This window comes from Thomasclavelia spiroformis DSM 1552, from assembly GCF_025149465.1.
GTDB classification, from domain to species: domain Bacteria; phylum Bacillota_I; class Bacilli_A; order Erysipelotrichales; family Coprobacillaceae; genus Thomasclavelia; species Thomasclavelia spiroformis.
Genome location: NZ_CP102275.1, coordinates 935,442 through 961,419, shown reverse-complemented (window position 1 = coordinate 961,419; position 25,978 = coordinate 935,442). Strand labels below are relative to the sequence as shown.

30 protein-coding genes and 1 pseudogene are annotated in these 25,978 nt (G+C 28.0%); 4 read left to right on the top strand and 27 right to left on the bottom strand.

What is annotated here, in order from left to right; all coding sequences use genetic code 11:
- Positions 1-121 precede the first annotated feature (121 nt).
- The 12 genes from NQ543_RS04370 to NQ543_RS04315 all read right to left on the bottom strand — a co-directional run bounded on the left by NQ543_RS04370 (position 122) and on the right by NQ543_RS04315 (position 11,683).
- Positions 122-1,399 carry a spore germination protein gene (locus tag NQ543_RS04370; RefSeq protein ID WP_004610491.1) on the bottom strand — a complete coding sequence of 426 codons (1,278 nt, stop codon included), beginning with the start codon at positions 1,397-1,399 and terminating at the stop codon, positions 122-124.
- Positions 1,399-1,749 carry a stage V sporulation protein AE gene (gene spoVAE, locus NQ543_RS04365; protein ID WP_004610490.1) on the bottom strand — a complete coding sequence of 117 codons (351 nt, stop codon included), beginning with the start codon at positions 1,747-1,749 and terminating at the stop codon, positions 1,399-1,401. The genes NQ543_RS04370 and spoVAE overlap by 1 nt, the downstream gene beginning before the upstream one ends.
- Positions 1,749-2,753 (bottom strand): stage V sporulation protein AD, encoded by a 1,005-nt coding sequence (locus tag NQ543_RS04360; RefSeq protein ID WP_039904578.1) that lies wholly within the window; start codon positions 2,751-2,753, stop codon positions 1,749-1,751. Before NQ543_RS04360 ends, spoVAE begins: the two co-directional genes overlap by 1 nt.
- Positions 2,731-3,174 carry a stage V sporulation protein AC gene (spoVAC, locus tag NQ543_RS04355; protein WP_004610488.1) on the bottom strand — a complete coding sequence of 148 codons (444 nt, stop codon included), beginning with the start codon at positions 3,172-3,174 and terminating at the stop codon, positions 2,731-2,733. The genes NQ543_RS04360 and spoVAC overlap by 23 nt, the downstream gene beginning before the upstream one ends.
- Positions 3,175-3,244: 70 nt before the next feature.
- Positions 3,245-4,039 (bottom strand): folate family ECF transporter S component, encoded by a 795-nt coding sequence (locus tag NQ543_RS04350; protein WP_004610487.1) that lies wholly within the window; start codon positions 4,037-4,039, stop codon positions 3,245-3,247.
- 181 nt (positions 4,040-4,220) lie between these two features.
- Positions 4,221-5,780, bottom strand: a complete 1,560-nt coding sequence (locus NQ543_RS04345) for a GNAT family N-acetyltransferase (RefSeq protein WP_004610486.1) — start codon at positions 5,778-5,780, stop codon at positions 4,221-4,223.
- A 54-nt stretch (positions 5,781-5,834) separates the two neighbouring features.
- Complete coding sequence (locus NQ543_RS04340) at positions 5,835-6,161, bottom strand: cyclic-di-AMP receptor (RefSeq protein ID WP_004610485.1); 327 nt, start codon at positions 6,159-6,161, stop codon at positions 5,835-5,837.
- A gap of 153 nt (positions 6,162-6,314) precedes the next feature.
- Positions 6,315-6,974, bottom strand: coding sequence for a potassium channel family protein (locus NQ543_RS04335; protein WP_039904576.1), 660 nt, complete (start codon positions 6,972-6,974; stop codon positions 6,315-6,317).
- A gap of 48 nt (positions 6,975-7,022) precedes the next feature.
- A complete protein-coding gene (locus tag NQ543_RS04330) occupies positions 7,023-8,426 on the bottom strand; it encodes a TrkH family potassium uptake protein (RefSeq protein ID WP_004610483.1) in 1,404 nt (467 codons plus the stop codon).
- A 17-nt stretch (positions 8,427-8,443) separates the two neighbouring features.
- Positions 8,444-9,001 carry a manganese efflux pump MntP gene (locus NQ543_RS04325; protein WP_004610482.1) on the bottom strand — a complete coding sequence of 186 codons (558 nt, stop codon included), beginning with the start codon at positions 8,999-9,001 and terminating at the stop codon, positions 8,444-8,446.
- Positions 9,001-10,572, bottom strand: a complete 1,572-nt coding sequence (locus tag NQ543_RS04320; RefSeq protein ID WP_004610481.1) for an NAD(P)/FAD-dependent oxidoreductase — start codon at positions 10,570-10,572, stop codon at positions 9,001-9,003. The genes NQ543_RS04325 and NQ543_RS04320 overlap by 1 nt, the downstream gene beginning before the upstream one ends.
- Position 10,573: 1 nt before the next feature.
- Entirely contained in the window at positions 10,574-11,683 is a 1,110-nt protein-coding gene (locus tag NQ543_RS04315; RefSeq protein ID WP_004610480.1) for an aminoacetone oxidase family FAD-binding enzyme, read from the bottom strand.
- A gap of 146 nt (positions 11,684-11,829) precedes the next feature.
- On the opposite strand from NQ543_RS04315, the gene NQ543_RS04310 reads away from it, so the two are divergent.
- Genes NQ543_RS04310 through NQ543_RS04300 form a run of 3 tightly spaced genes read left to right on the top strand, consistent with a single transcriptional unit; the run spans position 11,830 to position 13,675 of the window.
- Entirely contained in the window at positions 11,830-12,564 is a 735-nt protein-coding gene (locus NQ543_RS04310) for a YebC/PmpR family DNA-binding transcriptional regulator (protein WP_004610479.1), read from the top strand.
- Positions 12,565-12,593: 29 nt separating this feature from the next.
- Positions 12,594-13,259, top strand: coding sequence for an MBL fold metallo-hydrolase (locus NQ543_RS04305; RefSeq protein ID WP_004610478.1), 666 nt, complete (start codon positions 12,594-12,596; stop codon positions 13,257-13,259).
- A 2-nt stretch (positions 13,260-13,261) separates the two neighbouring features.
- Positions 13,262-13,675, top strand: a complete 414-nt coding sequence (locus NQ543_RS04300; protein ID WP_004610477.1) for an acyl-CoA thioesterase — start codon at positions 13,262-13,264, stop codon at positions 13,673-13,675.
- A gap of 220 nt (positions 13,676-13,895) precedes the next feature.
- Here the strand turns inward: NQ543_RS04300 and NQ543_RS04295 are convergent, their stop codons facing one another.
- The 12 genes from NQ543_RS04295 to NQ543_RS04240 form a co-directional block, all read right to left on the bottom strand.
- Positions 13,896-15,092, bottom strand: a complete 1,197-nt coding sequence (locus NQ543_RS04295; RefSeq protein WP_004610476.1) for an IS256 family transposase — start codon at positions 15,090-15,092, stop codon at positions 13,896-13,898.
- A 66-nt stretch (positions 15,093-15,158) separates the two neighbouring features.
- Positions 15,159-15,368 (bottom strand): hypothetical protein, encoded by a 210-nt coding sequence (locus tag NQ543_RS04290; RefSeq protein ID WP_004610475.1) that lies wholly within the window; start codon positions 15,366-15,368, stop codon positions 15,159-15,161.
- An 11-nt stretch (positions 15,369-15,379) separates the two neighbouring features.
- Complete coding sequence (locus NQ543_RS04285; protein WP_004610474.1) at positions 15,380-16,483, bottom strand: type VII secretion protein EssB/YukC; 1,104 nt, start codon at positions 16,481-16,483, stop codon at positions 15,380-15,382.
- Position 16,484: 1 nt separating this feature from the next.
- Positions 16,485-16,727 carry a hypothetical protein gene (locus tag NQ543_RS04280; protein ID WP_004610473.1) on the bottom strand — a complete coding sequence of 81 codons (243 nt, stop codon included), beginning with the start codon at positions 16,725-16,727 and terminating at the stop codon, positions 16,485-16,487.
- A complete protein-coding gene (gene essA, locus NQ543_RS04275; RefSeq protein WP_004610472.1) occupies positions 16,699-17,205 on the bottom strand; it encodes a type VII secretion protein EssA in 507 nt (168 codons plus the stop codon). The genes NQ543_RS04280 and essA overlap by 29 nt, the downstream gene beginning before the upstream one ends.
- Positions 17,206-17,413: 208 nt before the next feature.
- Complete coding sequence (locus NQ543_RS04270; RefSeq protein ID WP_004610471.1) at positions 17,414-17,536, bottom strand: hypothetical protein; 123 nt, start codon at positions 17,534-17,536, stop codon at positions 17,414-17,416.
- A 380-nt stretch (positions 17,537-17,916) separates the two neighbouring features.
- Entirely contained in the window at positions 17,917-18,237 is a 321-nt protein-coding gene (locus NQ543_RS04265) for an alpha/beta fold hydrolase domain-containing protein (RefSeq protein WP_004610470.1), read from the bottom strand.
- 206 nt (positions 18,238-18,443) lie between these two features.
- Positions 18,444-18,812, bottom strand: coding sequence for a VOC family protein (locus NQ543_RS04260; protein WP_004610469.1), 369 nt, complete (start codon positions 18,810-18,812; stop codon positions 18,444-18,446).
- Between the two features lie 11 nt (positions 18,813-18,823).
- Entirely contained in the window at positions 18,824-19,945 is a 1,122-nt protein-coding gene (locus NQ543_RS04255; protein WP_004610468.1) for an Ldh family oxidoreductase, read from the bottom strand.
- A 69-nt stretch (positions 19,946-20,014) separates the two neighbouring features.
- Entirely contained in the window at positions 20,015-20,455 is a 441-nt protein-coding gene (locus NQ543_RS04250; protein WP_004610467.1) for a 2-thiouracil desulfurase family protein, read from the bottom strand.
- Positions 20,439-21,092, bottom strand: coding sequence for an HAD family hydrolase (locus NQ543_RS04245; protein ID WP_004610466.1), 654 nt, complete (start codon positions 21,090-21,092; stop codon positions 20,439-20,441). Before NQ543_RS04245 ends, NQ543_RS04250 begins: the two co-directional genes overlap by 17 nt.
- Positions 21,093-21,147: 55 nt before the next feature.
- A complete protein-coding gene (locus NQ543_RS04240) occupies positions 21,148-21,591 on the bottom strand; it encodes an Rrf2 family transcriptional regulator (protein ID WP_004610465.1) in 444 nt (147 codons plus the stop codon).
- A 223-nt stretch (positions 21,592-21,814) separates the two neighbouring features.
- Here NQ543_RS04240 and NQ543_RS04235 point away from each other — a divergent pair, with 223 nt between their 5' ends.
- A complete protein-coding gene (locus NQ543_RS04235; protein WP_004610464.1) occupies positions 21,815-24,253 on the top strand; it encodes a YhgE/Pip domain-containing protein in 2,439 nt (812 codons plus the stop codon).
- An 83-nt stretch (positions 24,254-24,336) separates the two neighbouring features.
- Here the strand turns inward: NQ543_RS04235 and NQ543_RS04230 are convergent, their stop codons facing one another.
- From NQ543_RS04230 to NQ543_RS04220, 3 genes and pseudogenes are all read right to left on the bottom strand, one after another.
- Positions 24,337-24,969, bottom strand: a complete 633-nt coding sequence (locus NQ543_RS04230) for a flavodoxin (protein ID WP_004610463.1) — start codon at positions 24,967-24,969, stop codon at positions 24,337-24,339.
- Positions 24,970-24,986: 17 nt separating this feature from the next.
- Positions 24,987-25,379: pseudogene (locus tag NQ543_RS04225) on the bottom strand (cupin domain-containing protein); the annotation flags it as partial.
- A gap of 50 nt (positions 25,380-25,429) precedes the next feature.
- On the bottom strand, positions 25,430-25,963 hold the full coding sequence (locus NQ543_RS04220; RefSeq protein WP_004610461.1) for a flavodoxin family protein: 534 nt from the start codon (positions 25,961-25,963) through the stop codon (positions 25,430-25,432).
- Positions 25,964-25,978: the final 15 nt, after the last annotated feature.

Here is a 25,978-nt window from a genome sequence, read left to right as displayed (position 1 = left end):
CTAATTTGATCACCTCATTATCTTATACTTTTTTAGTGATCATTTTTCTTTTTATTTGTGTTTTATTATTAAAAAGTTTAAATCATTTAAAATACTCCTTTTATATAGCAAAGGAGTATTTTTATGAACCGTTTTTCTTTTTAGGTTTACGAATAATAAAATTAAGTAACTCTTTTCCATCAAAAGGATAAAGAGGATATAAATAAGGCATTCCTAGCGGTTTTAAAGACACCAAATAACCAATTAACACAATATGAAAAATAATAAAACCTAACCAGCTTAATAAACCACAAAAAATAATCATAAAAATTTTTAAATATTTATTAGTAAGTGATAACTCATAATTAGGAGTTGCAAAACCACCAACATCTCCCACGGCACAAAGTAATAAAATTTCTTCACTAAAAATACCTAAATCAATCGCAAATTGTCCTAATAATACTGCAGCAATCATCCCCATTGCATTAGATAATGAAGTCGGTGTATGAATAGTAGCAATTCTTAATAATTCAATCGCTAATTCCACTAATAACACTTGTCCTAAAAATACTAAATCAAGTTCACCACTATTAGTAAGTAATATCCAAATTGGAACTAAATATATCGACAATAATACTGAACTACAACGGATTAAACGAATAAAAGTACCAATAATCGGTGTTTGACGATGTTCTTCAACATGCTCTAAAATTTCAAATAAAGTTGTTGGTAACATCAGTACCGATGAAGAAGTATCACAGATAATAGCAATATGTCCATGTAAAATATGAGTTGATACAACATCAGGTCTTTCGCTATAACGAACTAAAGGAAAAGGATTATATCCTTGATCTAAAATCATTTCTTCCAAAGCACGATCAGACATAACAAGATCTTCATTTTTAATTTCTTTGATTCGATCTAATAAATGTTGTAATATTTGTTTATCAACTTGATTATCTAAATAACATATACAAATATCTAATGGATTATTTTTTCCAATTGTTTGTTTATTCATAACTAAATCAATCGTTCTAATTCTTCTTCTAATTAAACCTACACATGTAAGAATTGATTCATTAAAACCATCTTTAGAACCTCTAACACTTTTTTCAGTTTCTGGTTCTTCAATTGAACGACTTGGATAAAACCTTGTGTCTAAAACATATTGGATATTTCGATATGTTACTACTGCACAACCAGTTAGTAAAGCATATTGAGCTTTATTTACATCAGGTTCTTCTTTTACATCACCATTATTAATACAATCTTTTAATGTTTTTCCACGATGATTAGTAATTCCTTCAACTAAATATGCCACCATATCTCCAGAACAAAGACTTGAAAAATAATTAATCGTTACTTTTTCGTTATCAAAATCAAGTATTCGGGTATTGAGATCAAATGAAGGGTTTTTCATTATGATTTTGGTTTAGTAAACACAGCAACAAGAAATGCAAATAAAATAGCACTACTGATTCCAGCTGCTGTTAAATCAAAAATTCCCATAGCTAGTCCAAAAATGCCATAATCTTTTGTTGCTGCTAATGCTCCATGCATTAAAGAATGACCAAAACTAGTAATTGGAAGCAATGCTCCAGCATGAAAAATCTCTACTAGTTTATCATAAATATGAAATAAATCTAAAAACGCTCCAATAACCACAAACATACTTGTAATATGACCTGGTGTTAATTTAGTATACTCATAAATTAACTGAGCTACTAAACAAACAAAACCACAAAAAATAAACGCCAAAAAATAATTCATTATTCAACAACCTCCAAACTAAAAGCATGTCCTATACATGGAATACTTTGTTTTTGATTTGTCATTACCGGTGATAACAATGCCCCTGTAGTAATTACTAAAACTCTTCGATATTTATGTTTTAACATTTTTTGATATAAATATCCAAATGTAACTAACGCACTACAAGAAGGTCCACTACCGCCTTGATTTACATCTTGATTACTACTATATAAAAGACTTCCACAATCATCATATTCTTTATAGTTAATCTTTTTTTCCGCCATTAATTCTTTCATGATTTTCTTTCCATAATCTGATAAATCACCAGTAACAATTAAATCATAATAATCACCTTGTCGATTTAAATCCGTTAAATGATTGCATAATGTATCAAATGCTGCTGGTGCCATCGCTCTACCCATATCATTTGGATCACTTTGAAATAAATCAATAACTCTACCAATTGTTAGTGATTCTACTTTAATCTTATTTGGGATATTATCAAGAATTACACTGACCGCTCCAGTAGCTGTTGTAGTCATTGTTTCTTTACGTTGTACACCATATTCAATGGGATAACGAAATTGCCTTTCAGCTGTTGCATTATGACTACATACAAAACAATTAGCATTTTTAATAGCATTGTTTTCAATTAACATTGATGCATTATTAATGACCAATCCCATTGTTGCACAAGCTCCATACATTGCCATAAAAGGACGACAAAAATCTTTAGCTGTATAATTACTAGCAGTGACTTGATTATTTAAATCCCCACCAAAATATACTTCTATATCTCCTTTTTTTAATTTTACTTTTTTTAAAGCAATTGCAATGGCATCTTGTAACATTGCAATTTCTGCTTGTTCATAAGAATCATATCCAAAATGAAAATCTGGATAATGACGATCAAAATAATCACCTAACGGTCCATTAAATTCATCTATGCCACATGTAGTTCCAATTGATTTAATATAAACATTATTTAAAATCATCGAGCTACCAGATAAAACTGAAGACATAACGAATTCCTCCTAAAACAAATGATGCAACTATTCCAAATGTAATTACCGTTCCACCTAATTTAAATATATTGGCTCCTATTCCAGTTACTAGACCTTCACTTTTGGCTTCTAATGCACTAGAAGTCATACTATTAGAAAAACCAGTTATTGGAATAAATGTTCCAGCTCCCGCTCTTTTTCCAATTCGATCATATATTCCTAGTCCCGTTAAAATAGCCGCAATTAAAACAATTGTAATAATCATCATTGGTGTTGCTTCTTTTTCTTTTATATCAAAAATAGCCATGTAAAAATCTAAAAATCCCTGTCCAATTATTCCAATTATGCCACCATACACAAATGCACTAATACAATGTTTTTTTACTTGTTTTTGTGGTTTCAATTTTTCTGCAATTTGATTATATTTTGATACATCCATATATTTCACCTCACTTTATTCTAGGCATTTTTAATTAATTTAAACAAAAAAGTCTAGCAAATTTGCTAGACTATAAACGTTTTATAACTCTTAAAATTGTATATCCTAAAATAATGTTGACTGGTATCATAATACATTCTTTAATCACTCGAATAAATAAAGATAAAGTAAATGGAATTCCATACATTACTTGTAGCCAATATGGTGTTAAACAAAAAGTAACAGCCATTTCCACTAAAACTACTGAAATAAGCCATTTATTAAACAAATGATAGTCATCATTATTTAACTTCCTTTTATAATAATACATTACCATGAATAAAACACTTACCATTATTACACACAAAACACTAATAAAAACTTTAATATTAAATGTAATATCCACTACTTGTTTAGATATAGTAACCTGCTCTAAGCTAAACACATAAACACATGCCCCTATAGCTAATAACACTAAAACAACTTTAATTACTTTCTCTAAATATTTAGAATAATCATCTTTAATATTTCTTACAATAATTGAAGGTATTAAAGTTTGCAATACAGCACTTAAAGTAAATCCTAAAAATGGAAATGAAGTTGGTGCTATAATCAACCCCACCCAATCAATCGCTAAACCAATGATAAAACAATAACCTGGTGCTAAAAGTACCCCAGCTAATAACATTGGAATAACTTCTACTGAGATTTTCAAACTTTCAAACCCAAATAATGGTATCATAATTGAAAATCTTTTTAAAACCACTGCAAGAATAACTAATAATGCAGCTAAAGTAAGTGATTTAGTATCACTTTTAATTGGATATTTCCAAAATACAAAAATACCAATTAAGACTAATAAAACTCCGCAAATAATTTGAATCATAATTTGATTGCTACTTATTTACAACCATTTCCTGCTTCATCCTCATTTCTAGTCCACAGGCGTTAATTCCGATCAATGACCGTACATGCGATTGCTACTTAAAAGTAGACTCCTCCTTTTTCTATATTATATACAAATGTATACAATCGAGATGATACTACAAATGAAAAGGGGTTTCAAGCTATTTAGAGTTTTTTTCAATAATATATGCTCTTGCTTTAGCAATAAAATACAATGATCCTGTAATAAAAACCGTTCCCTGGTGATTAAAAGCATCATCAATTGCTTTTTTATAATCAGGTTGAATTTTAACATTAAAACCATTAGCCAATGTTTTAGCATCACTAGAACGTACATGTTCAAATTCACAAATAGTTATATCATCTGTTAATTTCAATAACTTTTCTAACATATGTTTATGATCTTTATCACGAAGAGCACTAAAAATTATTTTTATATTGTCGTATTTTTTAGCACATTCGTAAAATGCATCGATTCCTTCTTTATTATGAGCTCCATCAATTATAATTAAAGGATCTTTATTTATTGTTTCAAAACGACCTTTCCAAGTTGCATTATATATTCCTGCTAATAAATCATTTTTACTGAAAGTTACAATTTGATGTTCTTTTAAATACAATAAAGCCTCGATTGCTAAAGCACTATTATTTACTTGATATAAAGCCGGTGTATTTAAAACAATATCAAAATCTCGATAACAATAACGAACATTACTTCCATCAATAATATTAGTAATTGGTTTTAAAGTTAATAATTTACTATGATGTTTATTACATACTTCTTTAAAGACATCCAAACACTCTTTTTTGGTTTCACCAGTTAAATAATCAATTCCTTCTTTTACAATTCCTGCTTTATTTAAAGCAATACTTTGATAAGTATCTCCCAAATAATCAATATGATCTAAACCAATATTTGTATTTATAGCTAGTTTAGGCATAATAATATTTGTAGCATCTAACGTTCCCCCTAAACCAACTTCAAAGATTGCAAGATCGACATTTTGATTAATAAAATACATGATTGCAATAAATACTTCAATTTCAAACATTGATATCTCATATTCAAGCCACAGATCCACATAATAATTAGCATAATCAACCATAGTTTGTTCATCAATAAACTGATCATTAATTCTAATTATATCTAATCTAGAATACAGTGCTGGAGAAGTAAAAGTTGCAATACGATACCCAGCATCTTTTAATACTTCTTTAATATAATTTGTAGTTGAGCCTTTTCCATTAGTTCCCCCAATATGAATACAATTTAATTTTAGTTGCGGATTACCAAGATCATACATATAACGTTTAAAATTATCTAAACTATATACCCGGTTTTTTTGACTGTTGATAAATTCAACAACTTCATCATAATTATTAAAACGTTTTTTAATTACTTTTGCTTTTATCATTTTATAATCATCTAACAATTTAAAACCTAAATGTTTAAAAAAATCAATTGTATTACTATTAGCTAAAACAAATAAATCATTTATTACTAGTTTATCAACAATTTCTATTAATTTTTTAGCAATTCCTTGACAACGATAATCAGCTTCAACAAACACTTTTAAATAGTTATCATTACTTATACAAATAATTCCAATGATTTTATTTTCATTACAACAAACATATGTAAATAAACTATTATCTATATCTTCCTTACCAATCAAATCATTACTAAATATCTCATTTTTATTTATTAATCTATACTCCATTATCATCACCTTAAGACATTATATGATAAAAGAAGTAGCTTAGCTACTTCTTTTTTAGAATTTTTCAAACTGATCAATATTTAACACGAACACTGTTGCTCCTCCAACAAGCACATCTACCATAATTGGAGTAAAAAACTCTCCCATTTCAGTTGGTGGAATCGTAGGTTCTTTTTCTACTCGTTTTTTAGCTTTAGCTTTAATTACAGAAATACAATCATCTACTTTATCATCATTTGTTCCAATCAAAAATGTTGTATTTCCTTTTTTTAAAAATCCCCCAGTAGTAAATAACTTTGTAACAAAATATCCTCCTTCTGTAAGTCCTTCTTGAACCGAAGCACTATCATCGGAATTTACAATTGCAACTATTAGTTTCATAACTATACACTCCTTTTGTGGTTCATTTAATGTTTAAAACATTAAAATTATATTCCCTGTATCTTACAATTATATTATACTATTTTTTTTTAAAAGATAATACAAATATACCAATATTTTCATAAAAAACCAATAGTAATCTTAATACATTGATTAACTATTTTGATCAAATCTTTCTAACTCTGTTGTTCTACCAATAACAAAGAAACGATCTCCTTTTTGAACTATGTAATTAGCACCAACATTCAATGACATTTGATCATTACTATCTTTTACTCCTATTACATTCATATGATAAGCTTGTCGAATATTTAAATATTCTAAGCTTTTACCTATCCAGTCATTAGGAACATTTATCTCAACTAAAGAATAATCATCATCTAATTCAACTAAATCAACAATACTTTTTCTAAGTAATGATTTAGCAACACGATACCCCATATCTTTTTCTGCTCTAATTACTCTATTAGCACCAACTTTTTCTAATATTTTTGAAAATTGTTTATTTTTTGCTTTAGCAATAACACAAGGAACTCCTAAGTCTTTTACATTCATTGTCGTTAAAACAGCTTCTTCTAAATGAGTTCCAATAGCAATAACTGCTACATCGATATCCTCAAATCCTAAAGCTTTTAATTGCTCAATATCAGTAGTATCTCCAACGATAGCTTTAGTTACTTCATCAGCAATTCTTTCAACACATGATTCATCTTTATCAATTGCAATTACCTCACAATCATATTTGGCCAAGGTTGTTGCTACAGTAGAACCAAATACTCCTAGTCCTAATACTGCATATTGTTTATTTTTCATATCCATCCTCCATCATAATCCTTTATAATTTCTATTATAACACTTTTATTATTCAAGCAAAATATTACCATCAGTATATCTTACTTCTTTTTTACTAGCATTTATATATGATTTTCTTGCAAAAGAAATAATCAAAGTAATTGGTCCAATTCTACCAATATACATTAAAATAATAAGTACAATTTTACCAATTGCTGAAAGTACTGGTGTAAGTGAAGCACTTAATCCAACGGTTGCGAATGCTGAAACAACTTCAAAGGCAATATCGATAAATGAAGCATTTTCAGTAATACTTAAAATAAACATTCCTGTAAAAACTAAACAAATTGCCATCGTAATAATCGCAAATGAACGAATAATCAATCTCCTTGGAATTCTTCTTGAAAATGCAGTTACTTCTTTTCGTCCATGATAAATATTATAAACCATTAAAATACTAACAGCAAAAGTGACTGTTTTGATCCCCCCAGCAGTTCCCGCTGGTGAACCACCAATAAACATTAATATACACATCATAAACTTTGTACTTGGATGCAACGAAGCAATATCTACTGAAGCAAATCCAGCAGTACGTAACGTTGCCGATTGAAAAAACGAAACTTGAAATTGATCGAACAATCCTAATTTAGCGATTGTATCAGGATTATTTACTTCACATAGATAGAATATAATCATTCCCACTGCTAATAATATTACTGTCATAATTAATACGATTTTAGTATGTAAACTAAAATTAGTAAATAAATGTTTAAAACTAAATTTAGAAGTTTTCTTAAATTCCTTTTTGATCACTTTAGCAACATCAAACCAAACAACAAAACCAAGTCCTCCCATTATAATCAAACCAGGAATAACCAGATTAATAATTATATTAGTTTGATATCCAATTAAAGAATTACTTCCAATTACATCAAAACCAGCATTACAAAACGCTGAAATAGAATGGAAGATTGAAAAATATATTCCCTTTACCACTCCATAATCAGGAATAAATACTAAAGCAAGTAAAACTGCTCCAATCCCTTCAACTAAAAAAGTATACTTTATTACATTTTTTAAAAATTTTGGAATTTCATTTAATGATGACTGGTTTAATGCTTCTTGCATAACTAATTTATTAGTCAATGAAATTTTCTTTCTTATCATAACTAACAATAAATTTAAAAAAGTTAAAAAACCAAGTCCCCCAATTTGAATTAGCATAATAATAACTAATTGACCAAACAAATTATACTGCTCTGCCGGTACTACAGGAACAAGTCCTGTAACACACGTAGCCGATGTTGCAATAAATAAATTATTTAAATATGATGTAGTTTCACCATTATTACTAATCGGTAAAGTTAATAAAATCGACCCAATTAAAATAACCATAAAAAAGCTAAGAGCAATTTGTCTTGTCGGACGCATCGAATGGTGCTCTTTAGTTTTTTTCAACATTTCAACCTTCATATCCCTATACTACCTCTCTAAAAAAACAAATGTTCAATCAAGATTTTAAATCCAATCAAAATCAAAATAATACCACCAATAATTTCAGCTTTACTTTTATATTTTTCTCCAAATACATTTCCAATTTTAACCCCAATTACACAAAGAATAAATGTGATAATTCCAATAATTGAAATTGCTGATAAAATTGAAACTTTAAAAAAAGCAAAAGTAATTCCTACTGCTAAAGCATCAATACTCGTTGCAATCGACAGCATAATTAAATCACCGATACGTAAAGTATCATCAACACATTCGATTTCATCATCAAGTGCTTCTTTGATCATATTGATTCCAATTAATCCTAATAATATAAAAGCAATCCAATGATCAATTGCAGCAATTGAATTAGCAAAAGCATTACCTAAAAAATAACCAAGTAGTGGCATTAATGCTTGAAAAACACCAAAGAATAAAGCAATAATAATAGTTTTTTTATAATTCATTTTACTCATTGCCAACCCTTTACAAATGGATACCGCAAAAGCATCCATTGCAAGAGCAATACCAATCAAAGCAATTTCAATAATCGACATTACTTATTCTCCCCTTTTAAAATTAATTCACTACATTTTAATCCATCTAAAGCACTTGACATAATTCCTCCGGCATAGCCTGCTCCCTCACCAATAGGATAAATACCTTTAATATTGCTTTGATAATTTTCATCACGTTCAAATTTAACTGGTGATGAACTTCGAGACTCCACACCTAAAAGCATTGCATTACTTGTAAAACCTGAAATCTTTTGATTCATCAACATTAAACCCTCTTTTAAAGCCTGATTAACTTCATCACTAAATAATTCATTTAAGTTAGCATGTTTTACTCCTGGTAAAACACTGCATTCGACACTTGTATCACCTACTTCACTTCCTAAATATTCTTCTACTTTCATTACAGGAACAAAATAATTTTTCCCACCTAATTCAAATGCTTTATGCTCTAATTCACGTTGATAAACAACGCCTGAAAGAGGATGATTATCTTTAAAATCCTCAATCCCTACTGTTACTAAAATAGCACTATTAGCATTTATATCATCACGAGCTTGATTGCTCATTCCATTTACTACAACGCCACCTAATTCACTACTTGAATTAATAACTCTTCCCCCAGGACACATACAAAATGTATAAACTCCACGCCCATTACTACTTTTAACTGCTAATTTATAATCAGCAGCTTTTAAGCGGGGATGATTGGCATATTTTCCATATTGCTGTTCATTAATAAATGATTGCAAATGTTCAATTCTTAAGCCAACAGCAAATGGTTTAGCTTCCATTTTTAATCCTCTTTGATACAACATCTCATAAGTATCACGAGCACTATGACCAATCGCTAATACTAATTTATCAGAATGCATTGTTTTAATTTTACCATTTTGATCTATTTTGATATTTACTAATTGATTATTTTCAATTCCAATATCTACTAATTGACTTTCAAATAATACCTCTCCACCATTTTCAATTATCTTTTCTCGCATACTTTTAACAACATTGATTAAATAATCAGTCCCGACATGAGGTTTATTCATATATAAAATATCTTCATTAGCACCATGTTGTACAAATGTTTCTAAAATAAACTGCTTTCTTTTATCTTTAACACCAGTAGTTAATTTACCATCACTAAATGTTCCAGCTCCACCTTCACCAAATTGAACATTACTATTTACAAGCAATTTACCGGTTTTAAAAAAGTTATTAATATCTTCTTTTCTTTTTCCAACTTCTTTACCGCGTTCAATCAAAGTAACTTTTTGATGAGCTCTAGCTAAATTATAAGCACAAAAAAGACCAGCTGGACCACTTCCTACCACTACAATATGTTCATCGTTAGCTTTCATTACAGGATAATGATATGGTTTTACTTTAGTTAATTGTAATTTAGGATATCTTTTAATGATCATTTCTTCATTATCGATATTAAAATCAAAACTACAGACAAAATGAATTTTATTTTTTCTTCTAGCATCAACTGCTTGTTTAACCAATTTAACATCCTTAATTTTATTTTTAGAAATATTTAATTGTTGTGAAATAACTTGACGATAATCCACCATATCCAATGGAACTTTTACATTATTGATTCTAATCATATTATCTTCCCTTACTTATTGTTTTAGCAATGTGATATCCTGAAGCAAAAGCAAAATGTAAATTATAGCCTCCACAATCACCATCTACATCTAACACTTCACCAGCAATATAAACTCCTGGATATTTTACACATTCTAAATTCTCATTAACTTCATCTAAACTAACACCACCACTAATTACTTGAGCTTTACGATAATCAAATGTCCCCGTAATTTTAAAACGTATATCTTTTAAATCAGTTACAGTTTCTAATACTTTAGCTAATTTATCATTAAACATGCCCTCTAGATAATAATTACCAAATTTTCCCTTACGTTCATTTAATAAAAACTCAGCTTGTTTATAATCATATTCTGGTAATAAATCTAAACTAATTTCTTTTTTACCATCATATCTTGAAAGCAGCCTTGATAATTGCATAATACAAATACCTGATAAACCTTGATCACTAAATAAAACTTCACCGTCTTGGCTTTCAATTAAACAATCATCAACTAATAAACTAGCTTTACACTTTACTCGTACCCCTTTTAATTTTGCATAAGATGGTTTAGTTTTTAATTGGACTAAACTAGGATACAACTTTGTTACTGTTAAATCAAGCATCTTAACCAAATCATAACTATTTTCTCCAGATAATAGTGATGCAGGTGAACCAGTAGCAATAACAACATTATCACATTCATATTTTCCTCTCGTTGTATCTACTAAATAGCCATGTTCTTTTTTTATTATTTTTAATGCTTTACATTCTTCAATTAAAGCAACTTGATCAAAATTATTCATTAATGCATTTTTAATTGTTAAACTTTGATTAGATCGCGGATATAATAAAGTTCCCACTTGTCTTGTTAAAACACCGATTTCATTAAAATATGCTTTAGCATCAAAACTATGAATAATTTTTTCAATTCTTTCATCATCAGTATTATAAAAATACATATCTAAATTAGTATTAGAAAGGTTACAACGTCCATTTCCACTTGCTAATATTTTTCTACCTGATTTATTCGATTGTTCTAAAATAATTACATTATGATGATTTTTTGCAAGTTCATGTCCGCAAATCAAGCCACTAGCTCCGGCTCCTATAATTACTGTTGTTTCCATTGACTATCTCCTTATATATTGTCTAATATTATAGCACAATATTATAGGCTTTCAAAACAAAAGAACTAATAAAATGAATACTTGATAATATTAGATGATAAGTGTATAATTTAATGGAATTTATCACTTTAAGGAGGAGTTATTTTATGGGTAGAGCACATGAAGTGCGTAAAGTTGCCATGGCTAAAACAGCTGCTAAAAAAACTAAGTTATATTCTCGTTACGGTAAAGAAATATATTTAGCAGCTAAAGCTGGGGGACCTGAACCAGATGGAAACTTAGCTTTAAGAAGATTAATTGAAAAAGCAAAAAAAGAACAAGTACCTGCTGATGTTATTAAAAGAGCAATTGATAAAGTAAAAAGCGGAGTTACTGAAGATTATGAAGAAAAAGTATTTGAAGGATATGCTAATGGTGGAGCTACTATTATTGTCAAATGCTTAACTGATAATATTAATCGTACGATTTCTCAAGTACGTCCTGCATTTACTAAATCTAAAGCTAAATTAGGAAACGAAGGTTCTGTTTCTTATTTATATGATGTTATTAGTGTTGTAAGTTTTAAGGGATTAGATGAAGAAGCAGTATTAGATGCCTTAGTAATGGCTGAAATTGATGCTCGTGACATTATTAGTGAGGAAGATGGTTCAATTAAAATTATTGGTGAACCAACTGATCTTTATAAGATTAAAGAAGCTATTGAAAGCATTAAATCAGATGTTGATTTTGATATCGACGAAATTCAAACTTTACCTCAAGATACTGTAGAACTTGAAGGTGAAGATATGGAACTATTTGAACGTTTAATGAATAATTTAAATGCTTGTGATGATGTTGATCAAATCTATCATAATGTAGCAAACTATGATGAGGGAGAATAATTCTCCCTTTTATTTATAAAGGAGGACATATGAAAGTTACGTATTTATATAACAGTGGATTTCTTGTTGAACTTAAAAATCATATTTTATTATTTGACTATTATCAAGGAACTATTCCTGATTTAAATCCTTCTAAACCATTGTATGTTTTTGTATCACATAGTCATTATGATCATTATAATCCTACAATATATAATTTAAATCATCCAAATATTACCTATATTATCGATCACGCAATAAATAATAAAGGCATTAAAGTTTTACCTAATAAACATTATTATGTTGATAACTTAAATATTCATACATTATTATCTAGCGATGAAGGTGTGGCTTTTATCATTGAAATAGAAAATAAACGTATTTATCATGCCGGTGATCTACACTGGTGGCATTGGATTGGCGAACCAGATAGTGATAATAATTATCAAGCTAATACTTTTAAAAGTGAAATTAATAAAATTAAAGACTTAAACTTTGATTTAATGATGATTCCTTTAGATCCCCGTCTTGAAGATTCTATGCATTGGGGAATGAATTATATTTTAAGTCATATTAAAGCTACTTATGTTTTACCAATGCATTTTACTAATAATCCTAAAAGAATGCTTGAATCTATAGATAATGAGCCATTATGTCGTTATAATAATATTATTAAAATTCATAGTGAGGGAGAAATTTTTATTTTAGGAGAATAGTTATGAACATTAAACCATATCAACATATTGCAAAATATTATGAAACTGATCAAATGGGGATTATTCATCATTCTAATTATATACGTTGGTTTGAAGAAGCACGAATTGATTTGATGAATCAAATTGGCCTAACTTATAAAACAATGGAAGAAAAAGGAATTATTTCACCTGTATTAGAAATAGAGTGTAAATATTTAAATATGATGTATTTTGATGATATTGCAACAATTCATGTATCATTTGATAAATACAGCAGTGTTCGCTTTACTTGTAGCTATGAGATATATAATCAAGATAGTATTTTGTGTACTACCGGAACATCTAAACATTGCTTTATTAATAAAGATGGAAAACCAATTAACTTAAAAAAAAGTTATCCTGAATTTGATCAAGTATTTAAAAAGTTCGTTAAATAAAATTATTAATATTCTTATATAAAAAGGAAGAATTAATTTTATTGATATTCAATAAATTAAAACTTCCTTTTTTGTTTGCTTATAATAAGTAAAGAGCCTGTAAATTATTTTGTGTAAAGTCTATTTCCAATGATAGAATTTGATGGGTAACTGTATTGAGTAATCATACAGTTACTTTTTTTATATCATATCATAATATATTTAATTGTAAACGTTCTCGTTAAAGCCTCCCTTCAAAGATGATTTGAAGACTAGAATATATAACTCCCCAATTACCATATGGGACATTCCATTTACTTGTTATTTTATCCTGAGCTAAGTACAAAGATTTAAATAAACTTTCATCTGTTGGGAATACTGTTCTTATTTTAGTAAACTTTCTAAATGCACTATTCAGACTTTCAATTGCATTCGTTGTGTACATGATTTTTCTTAGTTCTGGAACATAATTAAACATATTACAAACTTCATTCCAATTATCTTCCCATGGCTTAAATGCATACGGATATTTATCTCCCCATTTATCTTTACACTTATCTAGTGCTTCTAATGCTTTATCACCTGTAGATGCTGTATATACTGTTCTTAGATCTTTACAGAATTCTTTTCTATCTTTATAACTCAAGTATTTACATGAATTTCTAATTAGATGAACTATACATCTTTGTTGTACTGTATTTGGGAATGCTGATTCAATTGCCTGTTTAATACCTGGAAGACCATCACTACAAATAATTAATATATCCTTAACTCCTCTATTCTTTAAATCAGTTAGTACTGATAGCCAGAATTTAGCTGTTTCGTTTTCGCCAATCCAAATACCAAGTATTTCCTTATATCCATTCTCATTAACCCCTAAGACAACATATGCAGCTTTTTTGGTAACCATATTATCTGCTTTAACATTAAAATGAACACAATCAATAAAGACTATTGGATATACAGTATCTAATGGTCTATTTTGCCATTCTAAAGCTTTAGGTATAATTTTATCTGTTATTTTACTTATCATAGCTGCACTAACTTCTACACCATAAATATCTTTAATAGTATCACTGATATCTCTTGCAGACATACCACGGGCATATAAGTTGATAACTTTGTTATCAATATCACTAATATCACGATTGTGTTTTTCTATAATAACTGAATCAAATGATGAGTTTCTATCTCTTGGAATATTTAAATCCATATTCCCTTGAGATGTTTTAACTGTTTTTTTGTAAGTTCCATTACGATAATTAGTTTTATCTGTTTTTTGATCATACTTGTCATATCCCATATATTCATCAAATTCAGAGTTCAACATATCTTGTAATGTTTCACCTAATAAGTCTTTTAATGCATTAGTTATGTCAGTAGGTGATGTAACACCATACTCATCAATTATATATTTAACTATATCTTTTTTACTCATAATAAAAATCCTCCTTTGGCAGTTAATTTAATTCTACCATTGGTGGATTAGTTTACACAAAATTATTTACACTCTCGTTTTTCCATTAAGAACCATAATTTCTTTTTCATCAATTTTATATTTTTGATGTGGCTCTATAACCAACTCACTTCCATCATTTGCATATGTTAAAATATTTTCTCCTTTTGTAAAAATACAAATGCCCTCTATTTCTTGTTTTTCAATAAGAGGATAGTCATGATATTCATTATCATTAAAAATAAAAATACTTTTCATATTATTCCCTCCTATTGATTAGTAGAATCTTCATTTCCAAGATTTAATTCTTCTAAATTATTTTCTATTTCTTTAAGTTTTTCTTCTCTTTCACTGCCTGATAAAGACGTATCATTTTCAATAATTGCCTTTTCTTTCATATATCCATATGCGATATATTCTTCATTCCCTAGCTGTTTTGCAATATCAATAGCTTCTTCCATATCTGATTTACCTAAATAAATCCAAAACTCTAAAATTCTTTCATCAGAATTAAGTGAAACACTTGATAAAATATTATTCTTTTGTTCATCAGTTAATGATTCAACTTTAACATTAGAAAAAGCTAAAATATACTTAGTATTTATATTCATTCTACTAACACCAATATTTTCTAAGATATCTCTTACTGAAATATAATCTTGTTTAATATATGCTTCATTGGCCTGATTAAATAAAGTCTCTTCATATAATCTATATCCACCAAAATATCCACCTACAAAAATTGAGATAATAAGTAATCCAATCCCTACTCGATTAATGATTTTCAATCTTTTAAATTTTCTTTTATCAACTTCAATGTAATTATTTTTTAATTTATTTTGTACATTATTATATTCTTTATTTAAAATATCAACCAATTCATTTAATGTTTTTGCTTCTAAAAACGGTGTTGTAATTTTATTTTTGTTTAATAATTGATTTCCACCTTGATAATAATCCTCAAAAGAATATTTATTTTGTAATACATATCCTATCAATGCCTTATATTGACTAATAAAATCATTTTCATTAAATGACGTATCTTTATATATATCTCTCATGATAGCTTTAGGCATCATATTTGTATCGTATGTTAAATTGACAGGATTCAATGATATTTTAATACGTTTAACATCGTTTATTAAATTTTGAATATTAATTAAGGCCTGATATTTAAAAACTATTGATAATTCTCTAATTTTTTCAAATGGTTGTTCTTGATGATATGTAAATTCAAAACTTACTTCATCTAATGTTCTTTTAACTTTACAATCCAATAGATACTTGCTTTTTCTTTCAATTTGATAAAAATCAAAATCACTAGTAGCATTAATATTAGATTTTTTTAGATCTTTTTTAATCTTATCACTCATTTTATTCTTCCCCTCTACTTTCTATTAATATAATATCTCCCGAATAAATCTTAGCTTGTTTAAATGAATAATATATACTGACTTTCTTTTTACTACGACTAGAATAAATATATTGAAGATTATCAGGTAAATTAAAAGAATCATTTTCTTCAATAATTTTTAATGCATCTTTAATTATCATATCATTGTTTAATTGATAATCAGTACATTGAATTTTATTGGTAAGTGTAACTATTATCTTCATTTTCTAATTCTCCCTTTCTTTTATAAAATCTTCTTGTAAAAATAAATACACATATTCCTAAAACCACTGTTAAACATACAATAATCCAAACAAAAGAAATTTTTGTTTGTTGGTTTGTAAATATTTTATTAAATACTACTGGTTCTTTAAATAAATTATCATTTATATTTTTTTCATCATCTTTAGTTTGATAATTTGGTGTAAATAATTTATTTTTCGCTTCATCCCATTTTTCTTTTTCATTTATATTTTTTTCATCTATTGCTTTTTTAGCTTCATCTGTAAAAATATTTATGCCATTAATATCTGTTAAAGATGAATAGTCTTCTTTTTTATTTTTTAAACCATCCGTATTTAAATCTAAAGTACTTTCATCATTTTCGTCATTAGCATTTTCATTATATGCATTTATATTACTAACTCCGCTAATTAACATTATTAAAACAGTTGTTATTAGAAGATATTTTGTTTTTTTCATTGCTTAATCCACCCCCTTATTAAATACAATTCATAAAAAGTAATCGCTTACATATATTTTATATGATTATGTTATAAATATAAATATTAAACAGAAAAATTGTCCAAAATTTAATAAATTTAAACATATTGTCCTAAAAAATAGAGCTAAAATGTAATTTTTTAGCTCTTCGATGACTTATTATCTTTTAAATTATTATGATAAATTTTTATATTATCTTACCTTCAATAAATCGATAAACATCATAATAATTTTGTTCATGTAAAATATCATGATGCATATTGTCAAACAACTTAATTTCAACTTTATTTATACCCCACTTTTTTAACAATGGTGCTGCCCTACTAATTCCTTTACCAAATTGGCCTACTGCACCATTTTTACCGGATTAATCTATATGTAACTGATATAATTTATTATTAGTAAAAATCATACCTATTAATAATTCTCTAAATAATCCTGAACTTATATGTTTTAAAACCACAAGATCATTTAAATATTTATCTCACTCTATTTTATTTTTAATAGCCAATCTATATTTGTTTCAATTGGTTTAAATTTTTTGTTATAGTTATCAAAAGTTAATGAATCAATTAGTTTGCTTGAATTTTGGTCACCTACTTTTTACAATTACTTTTACTATGATTTTAATTATTTTCAATAAAAATATAAGTTGATAACCAGTTTCTAATAAAAAACAACCATTAATTTTTAATTCATTATCTTTTTTATCATCAAAATCCTAACAATAAATGATTCCATAGAAAAACCAATTAAATAATATGGTAATGTTTTTATCAACAAATAACTTTGATATACATTTTCAACTTTACTTTGCCAACTTCCTTCATTACCAAAATACCCTTTTATCTTGCTTGGATATAATAATTTTTCATGATCCATTACATTAATTCCAAATACCAAAAATCCTTTTTTACAAAAATATTTAGCAAGTTCTTCATAACAATCCATATGTTCAGTTATTCCATAAACAATTTTAATTATTCCAATAATCTTTTCGATGGTTTTCAAATATTTCTATAAATAATTATTTTATTATCACATGATTTAAACTCGATTTACATTAATACTCCTTTTTATTATTCTTCATAGCTACTTACAAATAATGTTATAATATCTTGCTTATAAAATATTTATAATCTACAATTTTGTAATAATTAATAACATTTCTTAATTATTAGCACAATAAAAAGCTGTAATTAATTACAGCTTCATCTCTATCTCTTTGGTAAAATTTCAATCCAATAATCATCAGGATCGTTAATAAAATACAATCCCATCTCTTTATTTTCAAAACAAATGCATCCCATTTCCTTATGTAACTCGTATGCTTTTTGATAATCATCTACTTCAAAACAAATATGACTTTCATTTTCACCTAAATCATATGGTTGAGGATGATCTTTTAACCAAGTCAATTCAATTTGAAAATTACTAATACCATCACCAAGATAAGTTAATACAAAACTTCCATCACTAGCTTCTTTAGTTCTTTCAACTTTTAAACCTAATGCTTTTTGATAAAACGCTACACTTTTTTCAATATTTGTAATATTGATATTACAATGTACACACTTAAATTTCATATAAAATCTCCTTAATACACAGTCTTATAACCATCATCTTCAATATCTAACTTACCAAAATATTTTTCAAAATCAACACCAACATAATTAGATAAATCTTTCATTTCTAAAACAGTTTTAACATCAACATCAATTCCATTTTCCATGCGATCTTTAACTGCTTCAATTTCCTTTTCACCATGAGTATAAATACGTGATTGTCCTTTAGCTTTTGGTGCATCTCTTAATTCTTGTAAGAAAGTTGAAAAATGTGCTTCAATATCTTCAGGATTTCCAAAAATTTTTGGATCAATTGCAATAAAACCATGGCAAGTTCCACCTACACCATCAATATGTGTATGATTAGATGTTAAACCTTGTGATAAAATTGAACAGAAAATCTCACAGAACATTCCATATCCATAGCCTTTATGACTACCTAATTGTTCTGTTGAACCACCTAGTGGCATAATTCCACCACTAATTTTATTTGCGATATTATCTAAAACATCAGGAGCATCGCATGAAGGATTACCATCTTTATCTAAAGCCCAACCTTGAGGTAATTCTTTTTCTGCTTTACGATACATTTCTAATTTTCCTCTTGTTACTACTGTAGTTGATGCATCAAAGAAAAATGGATATGGTTTAGCAGGCATTGCTAAAGCAATTGGATTTGATCCAAGCATTGCTTTACGAGCAAATGTTGGTACCATGATTGCTTCTGAATTAGTAAATGACATCCCAATCAAGCCTTGATCACAAGCCATCTTTGCATAATATCCTGCAATTCCATAATGATTAGAATTTCTAACTGTTACGATTGCCATTCCTACATTCTTAGCTTTTTCAATACATTTTTCCATTGCAAACTTACTAATTAATTGACCCATTCCTGCATGACCATCGATTACTGCAGAAACAGGTGTTTCAAAAACAATTTCAGGTTTAGCATCAACTTTAATCATTCCTTTTTCGATTCCTTTATGATATCTTGAAAGTCTTTGCATTCCATGTGATTCAATTCCATAAATATCTGATAAAAGTAATACATCTGTAATAATTTTACTTTCTTCTTTACTAAAACCAAATTTTTCAAACGCTTCATTACAAAAAGCATTTAAAGTATCAAATTTAAATTTAATATGTGCCATAATTTACCTCACTTATCTTATATTATCAACATTCTAACACAATAATTTTTTAATGTCATTAACAAATTATCAACCATTAATATACTCAAAAAACTCCTCTATTTCAAATTCATTAAACACAACAATTCCATGTTCTTTCAATAACTTACATGTAATTCCATCACCCTTAACTAAAGTATGACTAAAACTTCCATCATAAACATAATCCTTACCACAACTTGGACTTTTACTTTTCAATAAAACAACATTTACATTATTATCCAAAAGAATCTTTAAAGCTCTTTTTGCCCCTAATAAATATTCTTTTGTCTTATCTTCACCTTGATTATTAATTACCTTACCATCAATAATTTCACAAGGATACCTTGGAATCGTTAAACCACCTAAAACTTCTGGACAAATCATAATGGCTTTATTTTGATCAACTAATTCTTTAATTGATTCAACTAAATTATCATCACCACGATAAGTACATTTAACTCCCGCTAGACAACTACTTACTCCAATCATTGATCTTACTCCAAATTTCTTGAGGATAATCTACAACACAGTCAGCATTACTATTAACTAACTCTTCTTTTCCTCTAAATCCCCAAGATACGCCAATCGATTTTACTTTAGTATTTTTAGCAGTTTGGATATCAACATCACTATCGCCAATATAAACTACCTGATTTTTCTTAACATCAAATAAATTAATAACTAAATTAGTTAAACATGGATCAGGTTTTTTAGGATGTAAAGCACTATTTCCAAAGATGTAATCAAAGGTATCAGGAAATAAAGCTTTAGTAATTTTGATTGCATGTTGTTGGGGTTTGTTTGTTACTACAGCCAAATTATAGTCATGTTCTTTTAATATCTCTAATAATTCCACAATACCTGGATAAGCTTTTGTTTTATTAAGACAATTTTTACCATAAATTTCATCAAATTCATGCTTTATTTCCATAATATCATCATTGCAATTTTCTGGTAAAGCACGTTCGATTAATTTAATAACACCATCACCGACAAACTTATAATAACTATTAAAATCATGGATAGGATATCCTCTTTTTTTCAATAGTTGATTTACAGTGTCACCTAAATCCTCAATCGAATTAATTAACGTTCCATCTAAATCAAATATAACAGTATTTATCATCTAATCACTCCCAACGCCCTATTATATCATAATTCATCTTATATAGTTAAAATAATTAATAAGTTTTTTTATTTCGATCAACCATAGCCATTTGTAAAGTGATTTTTTTTAATTTTTCTTTATAACTTTTTTCAGCTTGATTAAAAGCTTCCAATATCATTGCCTGTTTTTGTTCTTTAACTTCTTTTAATTCATTTAAAAATACTCGCTCCACTAATCCTGTTGCTCTTGCAAAAGGCTCTTTTCCTTCAATTGCTTCAAAAATATCTAATAAAGTTATCTTGTCAGGACTTTTCTTTAAAGAAACACCACCTTTTTTACCAGCTTCTGAAGTAATCAAACCAGCAACTACTAACTGCCGAATTATTTTTTTTAAATAAGAATCAGATACTCCAAGACTTTTAGATATATTATAACTTTTAAGAGGTGTTTTTTCATCACTATGAGCAATCATGATCAATAAACAAATTGCTTGTTCTACACTATTTTTTAGCTTCATATTATTCTCCTATTTGTTGTAATTTTATTTTTAATTTGTTAAATTTTAGTACTTTTATTATAAGTTGTTAACTAAGCATATTCAATATCTAGATATAATTCATGATAAATTATATCTAAAATTAATTGACAAATTAACATGATAAGCATAGAATGTATTGCTATAAATAGATATTCTTTATCCATGGATATAAAATATCTATTTATGAAAAGGAGATAGAAAAATGATAAAAAAAGAGTGGTCTGCGTTTTTTAAAAACTGGTGGTTAAAAATTGTAATTATAGCCATCATTGTAATTCCTAGTATTTATGCTGGAGTATTTTTAGGGTCAATTTGGGATCCATATGGGAATACTAAAAATATCCCTGTTGCAGTAGTTAATAATGATAAAAAAGTTAACTATAACGATACAACCTTAAATGTTGGTAAAGAATTGGCTAAAAGTCTTAAAGAAAATGATTCGATGAACTTCAATCTTGTCAATTCAAAAATTGCTAACAAAGGACTAAAAAACGGTGATTATTATATGATCGTTACTATTCCTAGTGATTTTTCTAAAAATGCTACTACATTATTAGATGAAAATCCTCAAAAAATGATTTTAAATTATACTACTAATCCAGGAAGTAGTTATATTGCTTCTAAAATGGATGATTCAGCAATTGCAAAAATAAAAGCTGAAGTTTCTTCTACTATAACTAAAACATATGCCAAAACTATTTTTGATCAACTTGGCAGTCTTAAAAATGGAATGTCTATGGCAGCTGATGGTTCTAGTGAAATTAATAATGGTTCAAATCAATTAGTTGATGGAAATAAAACAATTTCACAAAACTTGCAGCTATTAGCCTCTAGTTCCATTACTTTTAAAGATGGTGCCTCTACTCTTACTAACGGTCTTAAAGACTATACTCAGGGAGTATTAGCTATTAATAATGGTGTTTATTCCTTAAAAGAGGGTGTAAATGCTTTTAACAGCTCTACTCCTGCATTAGCAAATGGAGTAAATGAATTAGATTCCGGTGCTAGTAAACTTGAAGATGGTACTGAGCAATATATAAATGGTGTTGCAACAGCATATGCTGGCAGTCAACAGCTAATTAATAATAATGCAATATTAACTCATGGCATTGAGACATTAGCCAATGGAACAACTCAGTTAAAAGAAGGAAATCAGCTAATTGTAAATGGATTACAACAGATGGCTACTCAAGTAAACAATGCTAATATTTCAATATCAGACTATACCAAATTAATTGATAAACTTGAAAATAGCAATAATCCTACTTATCAAGCTTTAGCTAAAAAAATATTAACCGAAGGTCTAACAAAAGAAGAAGCTGACGCATTAGGTCTAGCTAGTTTAGGTATAAAAGAAGCACTACCTTCATCTTATGAATTAATTAAAACAATGAATACCAATCTTTCTACAATGAACAGCGCTTTAAATAATGATACCGGTTTACTTGCTGGAAGTAAAGCTATTCAATCTAATTTAAATCAGCTTGATGCCTCTATTAATAGCGGTCAATACACTAATAGTAGTGGTGAGCTTGTTACTATTCCAAAAGAAAAGAGTTTGAAAATAGGTTTAATGAGTTATTTTAATGGTGCCAATAACCTTAATCTTGGCTTAGCTAAATTAAATGAAAATTCATCTGCACTGAATACTGGAATAAAAGAATTAAAAGCGGGCACTAATCAGTTAGCTTTACAAACACCTTCCTTAATTAATGGTGTTAATACCTTAAATCAAGGTACCAATCAATTAGCTCTTGGTACAACTACACTAGTAAATAATAATCAATCCTTAATAAATGGAGCTAACCAACTAACTAGCGGTGCTAATCAAATCAGCAGCGGTGCTAATCAGCTAGCTCTTGGTTCTATTACTTTAGGAGAAGGTTTAGATACGTTAAAAAACGGAACTAATACTTTAAGTACTTCTTTAAAAGATGGTGTTGAGCAAATTAGCAAGGTTAATGGTAACGAAAAGACTTTTGATATGATTGCTAGTCCTGTTGATACTTCACATCAAGAAATTTCAGTTGTTGAAAATAACGGTCAAGGAATGGCACCATATATGATGAGTGTAGGACTTTATGTAGCAGCTATGGCATTTACACTAATGTATCCTTTGTTCAATGATGTAGAAAAAGCTGAAAGTGGTTTTAAATATTGGTTATCAAAAGCTTCTATTTGGTTTACTGTTTCAGCAATTGCAGCTATTTTAATGATTACATCATTAATGCTTTTCTGTAATTTGAATCCTCAACAATTATTAATGACATTTATTTTTGCAGTAATTGTTGGATGGGCATTAATGGCACTAGTTACTTTATTAAGTATTGTGTGTGGAAAAATTGGCGAATTTATCTTATTGGTCTTTATGGTAATTAATTTAGGTGGTTCTGCTGGTACCTATCCATTAGAAACATCAAGTACAATTTATCAAATAATTCATCCATTTATGCCATTTACTTATAGTGTTAATGGATTTAGAAAAGTTCTTAGCATGCCAAATGTTTCTGTAAACTATGAGATTATGATATTTGTAGGAATAATTGTAGTATGTAGTTTATTAACTGTATTGATTTATAACCATCGAATAAAAAAGCCTACTTTGTTAATTCCTCAAGCATTTGAAAATGTAAATGACTAAAATTATACTAAATAATAAAAAATTCACTGGATACTTTGCCTCAGTGAATTTTTTATTATAAATACGATCATTATTTATTTCTTCTAAAATTCCAAGCTATTCAACCATTCAACTACATCTTTACTTGAATAACTTGCTTCATCACCATCAATTGCAAGCCCTTCAGTAACTATAGCATTTGGTTCTTCTTCTTGAATATTTTCAGGTGTTCCAGAAAGTCCTGAACCACCGTGAGTAATAAATGGTGCAATAGTTTTTCCAGATAAATCATAAGTATCTAAAAACGTATAAAGCGCCATTGGCATATCACCCCACCAATTTGGATAACCTAAGAAAATAGTATCATATTGTTCAATATTTTCAATTGCTGTACTTAATTCTGGTCTAGCATCGTCTTGTTGCTCTTGCTGAGCATAATCAACTAATTCATCGTAATTACTTGGATATGCATTAGTTGTCTCTAGTTTTACAATATCACCACCAACATTATCATGAATGATATTAGCTACTGTCTCAGTGTTTCCCGTTTCAGAAAAATAAACTATTAAAACATTACCAGCCTCTAAATCATTTTTATTATTTTCTACTGAAGTGTTATCAGATTGTTGATTAGCTGTTGTTGTATTATCATCATCTTTTGATAATGTATAAATAGATATTCCGGTAACTACAACGATTATAAGTGCAATAACTAAAATGATTAATTTTTTATTCATTTTCTTCACCTCTTTTCTTATAAATTATTATATACATCGTCGCCTACTGCTTCTAACCATTCATTTGATGTATTTTCACCAGGTACTTCAATAGAAATATGTGAAAACCAAGAATCTTTTTTTGCTCCATGCCAATGTTTTACATTAGCTGGAATTACAATTACTTTACCTGGCTGTAAACTTTCAGCTTCTTTACCTTCTTCTTGATACCAGCCATATCCAGCAGTGCAAATCAAAATTTGTCCTCCACCACTAGTTGCATGGTGAATATGCCAATTATTACGACATCCTGGTTCAAATGTTACATTTGCTAAAAATAACGGACTATCGCTTTCAACTAATGGATTTAAATAACTATTTCCAATAAAGTATTTTGCATATGCATCATTAGGATTTCCTTTTTTAAATACGTTTACTTTTTCAAATTCTATTTCATTCATAACTCATTCATCCTTTCATCTTAAATATTTTTTCCTAAATTATAAGCTGCTTCTAGATATTGTTTTTCTTTACTTGCTCCTAGATATCCATATCCACTAGCAAGAATCATTCCAACATTTTCTAAATTTAAATAATCAATTAAAATATCAATATGTTTTTTTATCCCACTCATAACTATATTATCATCATTCCAAGCTGTAGCAATGAAGATAGATTTTAAATGTTTATTTTGAATTTTTCCATTTCTTGAATAAAATCTATCAATAGCACTTTTAATTTGAGCAGAAAAACCAAAATAATAAATCGGTGTTGCAAAAACAATTAAATCACTAGCTAAAATAGTATCTAATATTTCAATCATATCATCATTAAAAACACATGCTCCATTCATTCCACAATGATCACACCCAATACATGGGTGAATATCTAAAAACGCAATATCGTATCTTTTAATTAAATGACCTTTTTCACTTGCTCCTTTAATAAATTCATCTACTAGCGTATTAGATGTTCCATTTTTATGAGGACTACCAGTTAAAATTACAATTTTCATTACTCTTCACCTCTT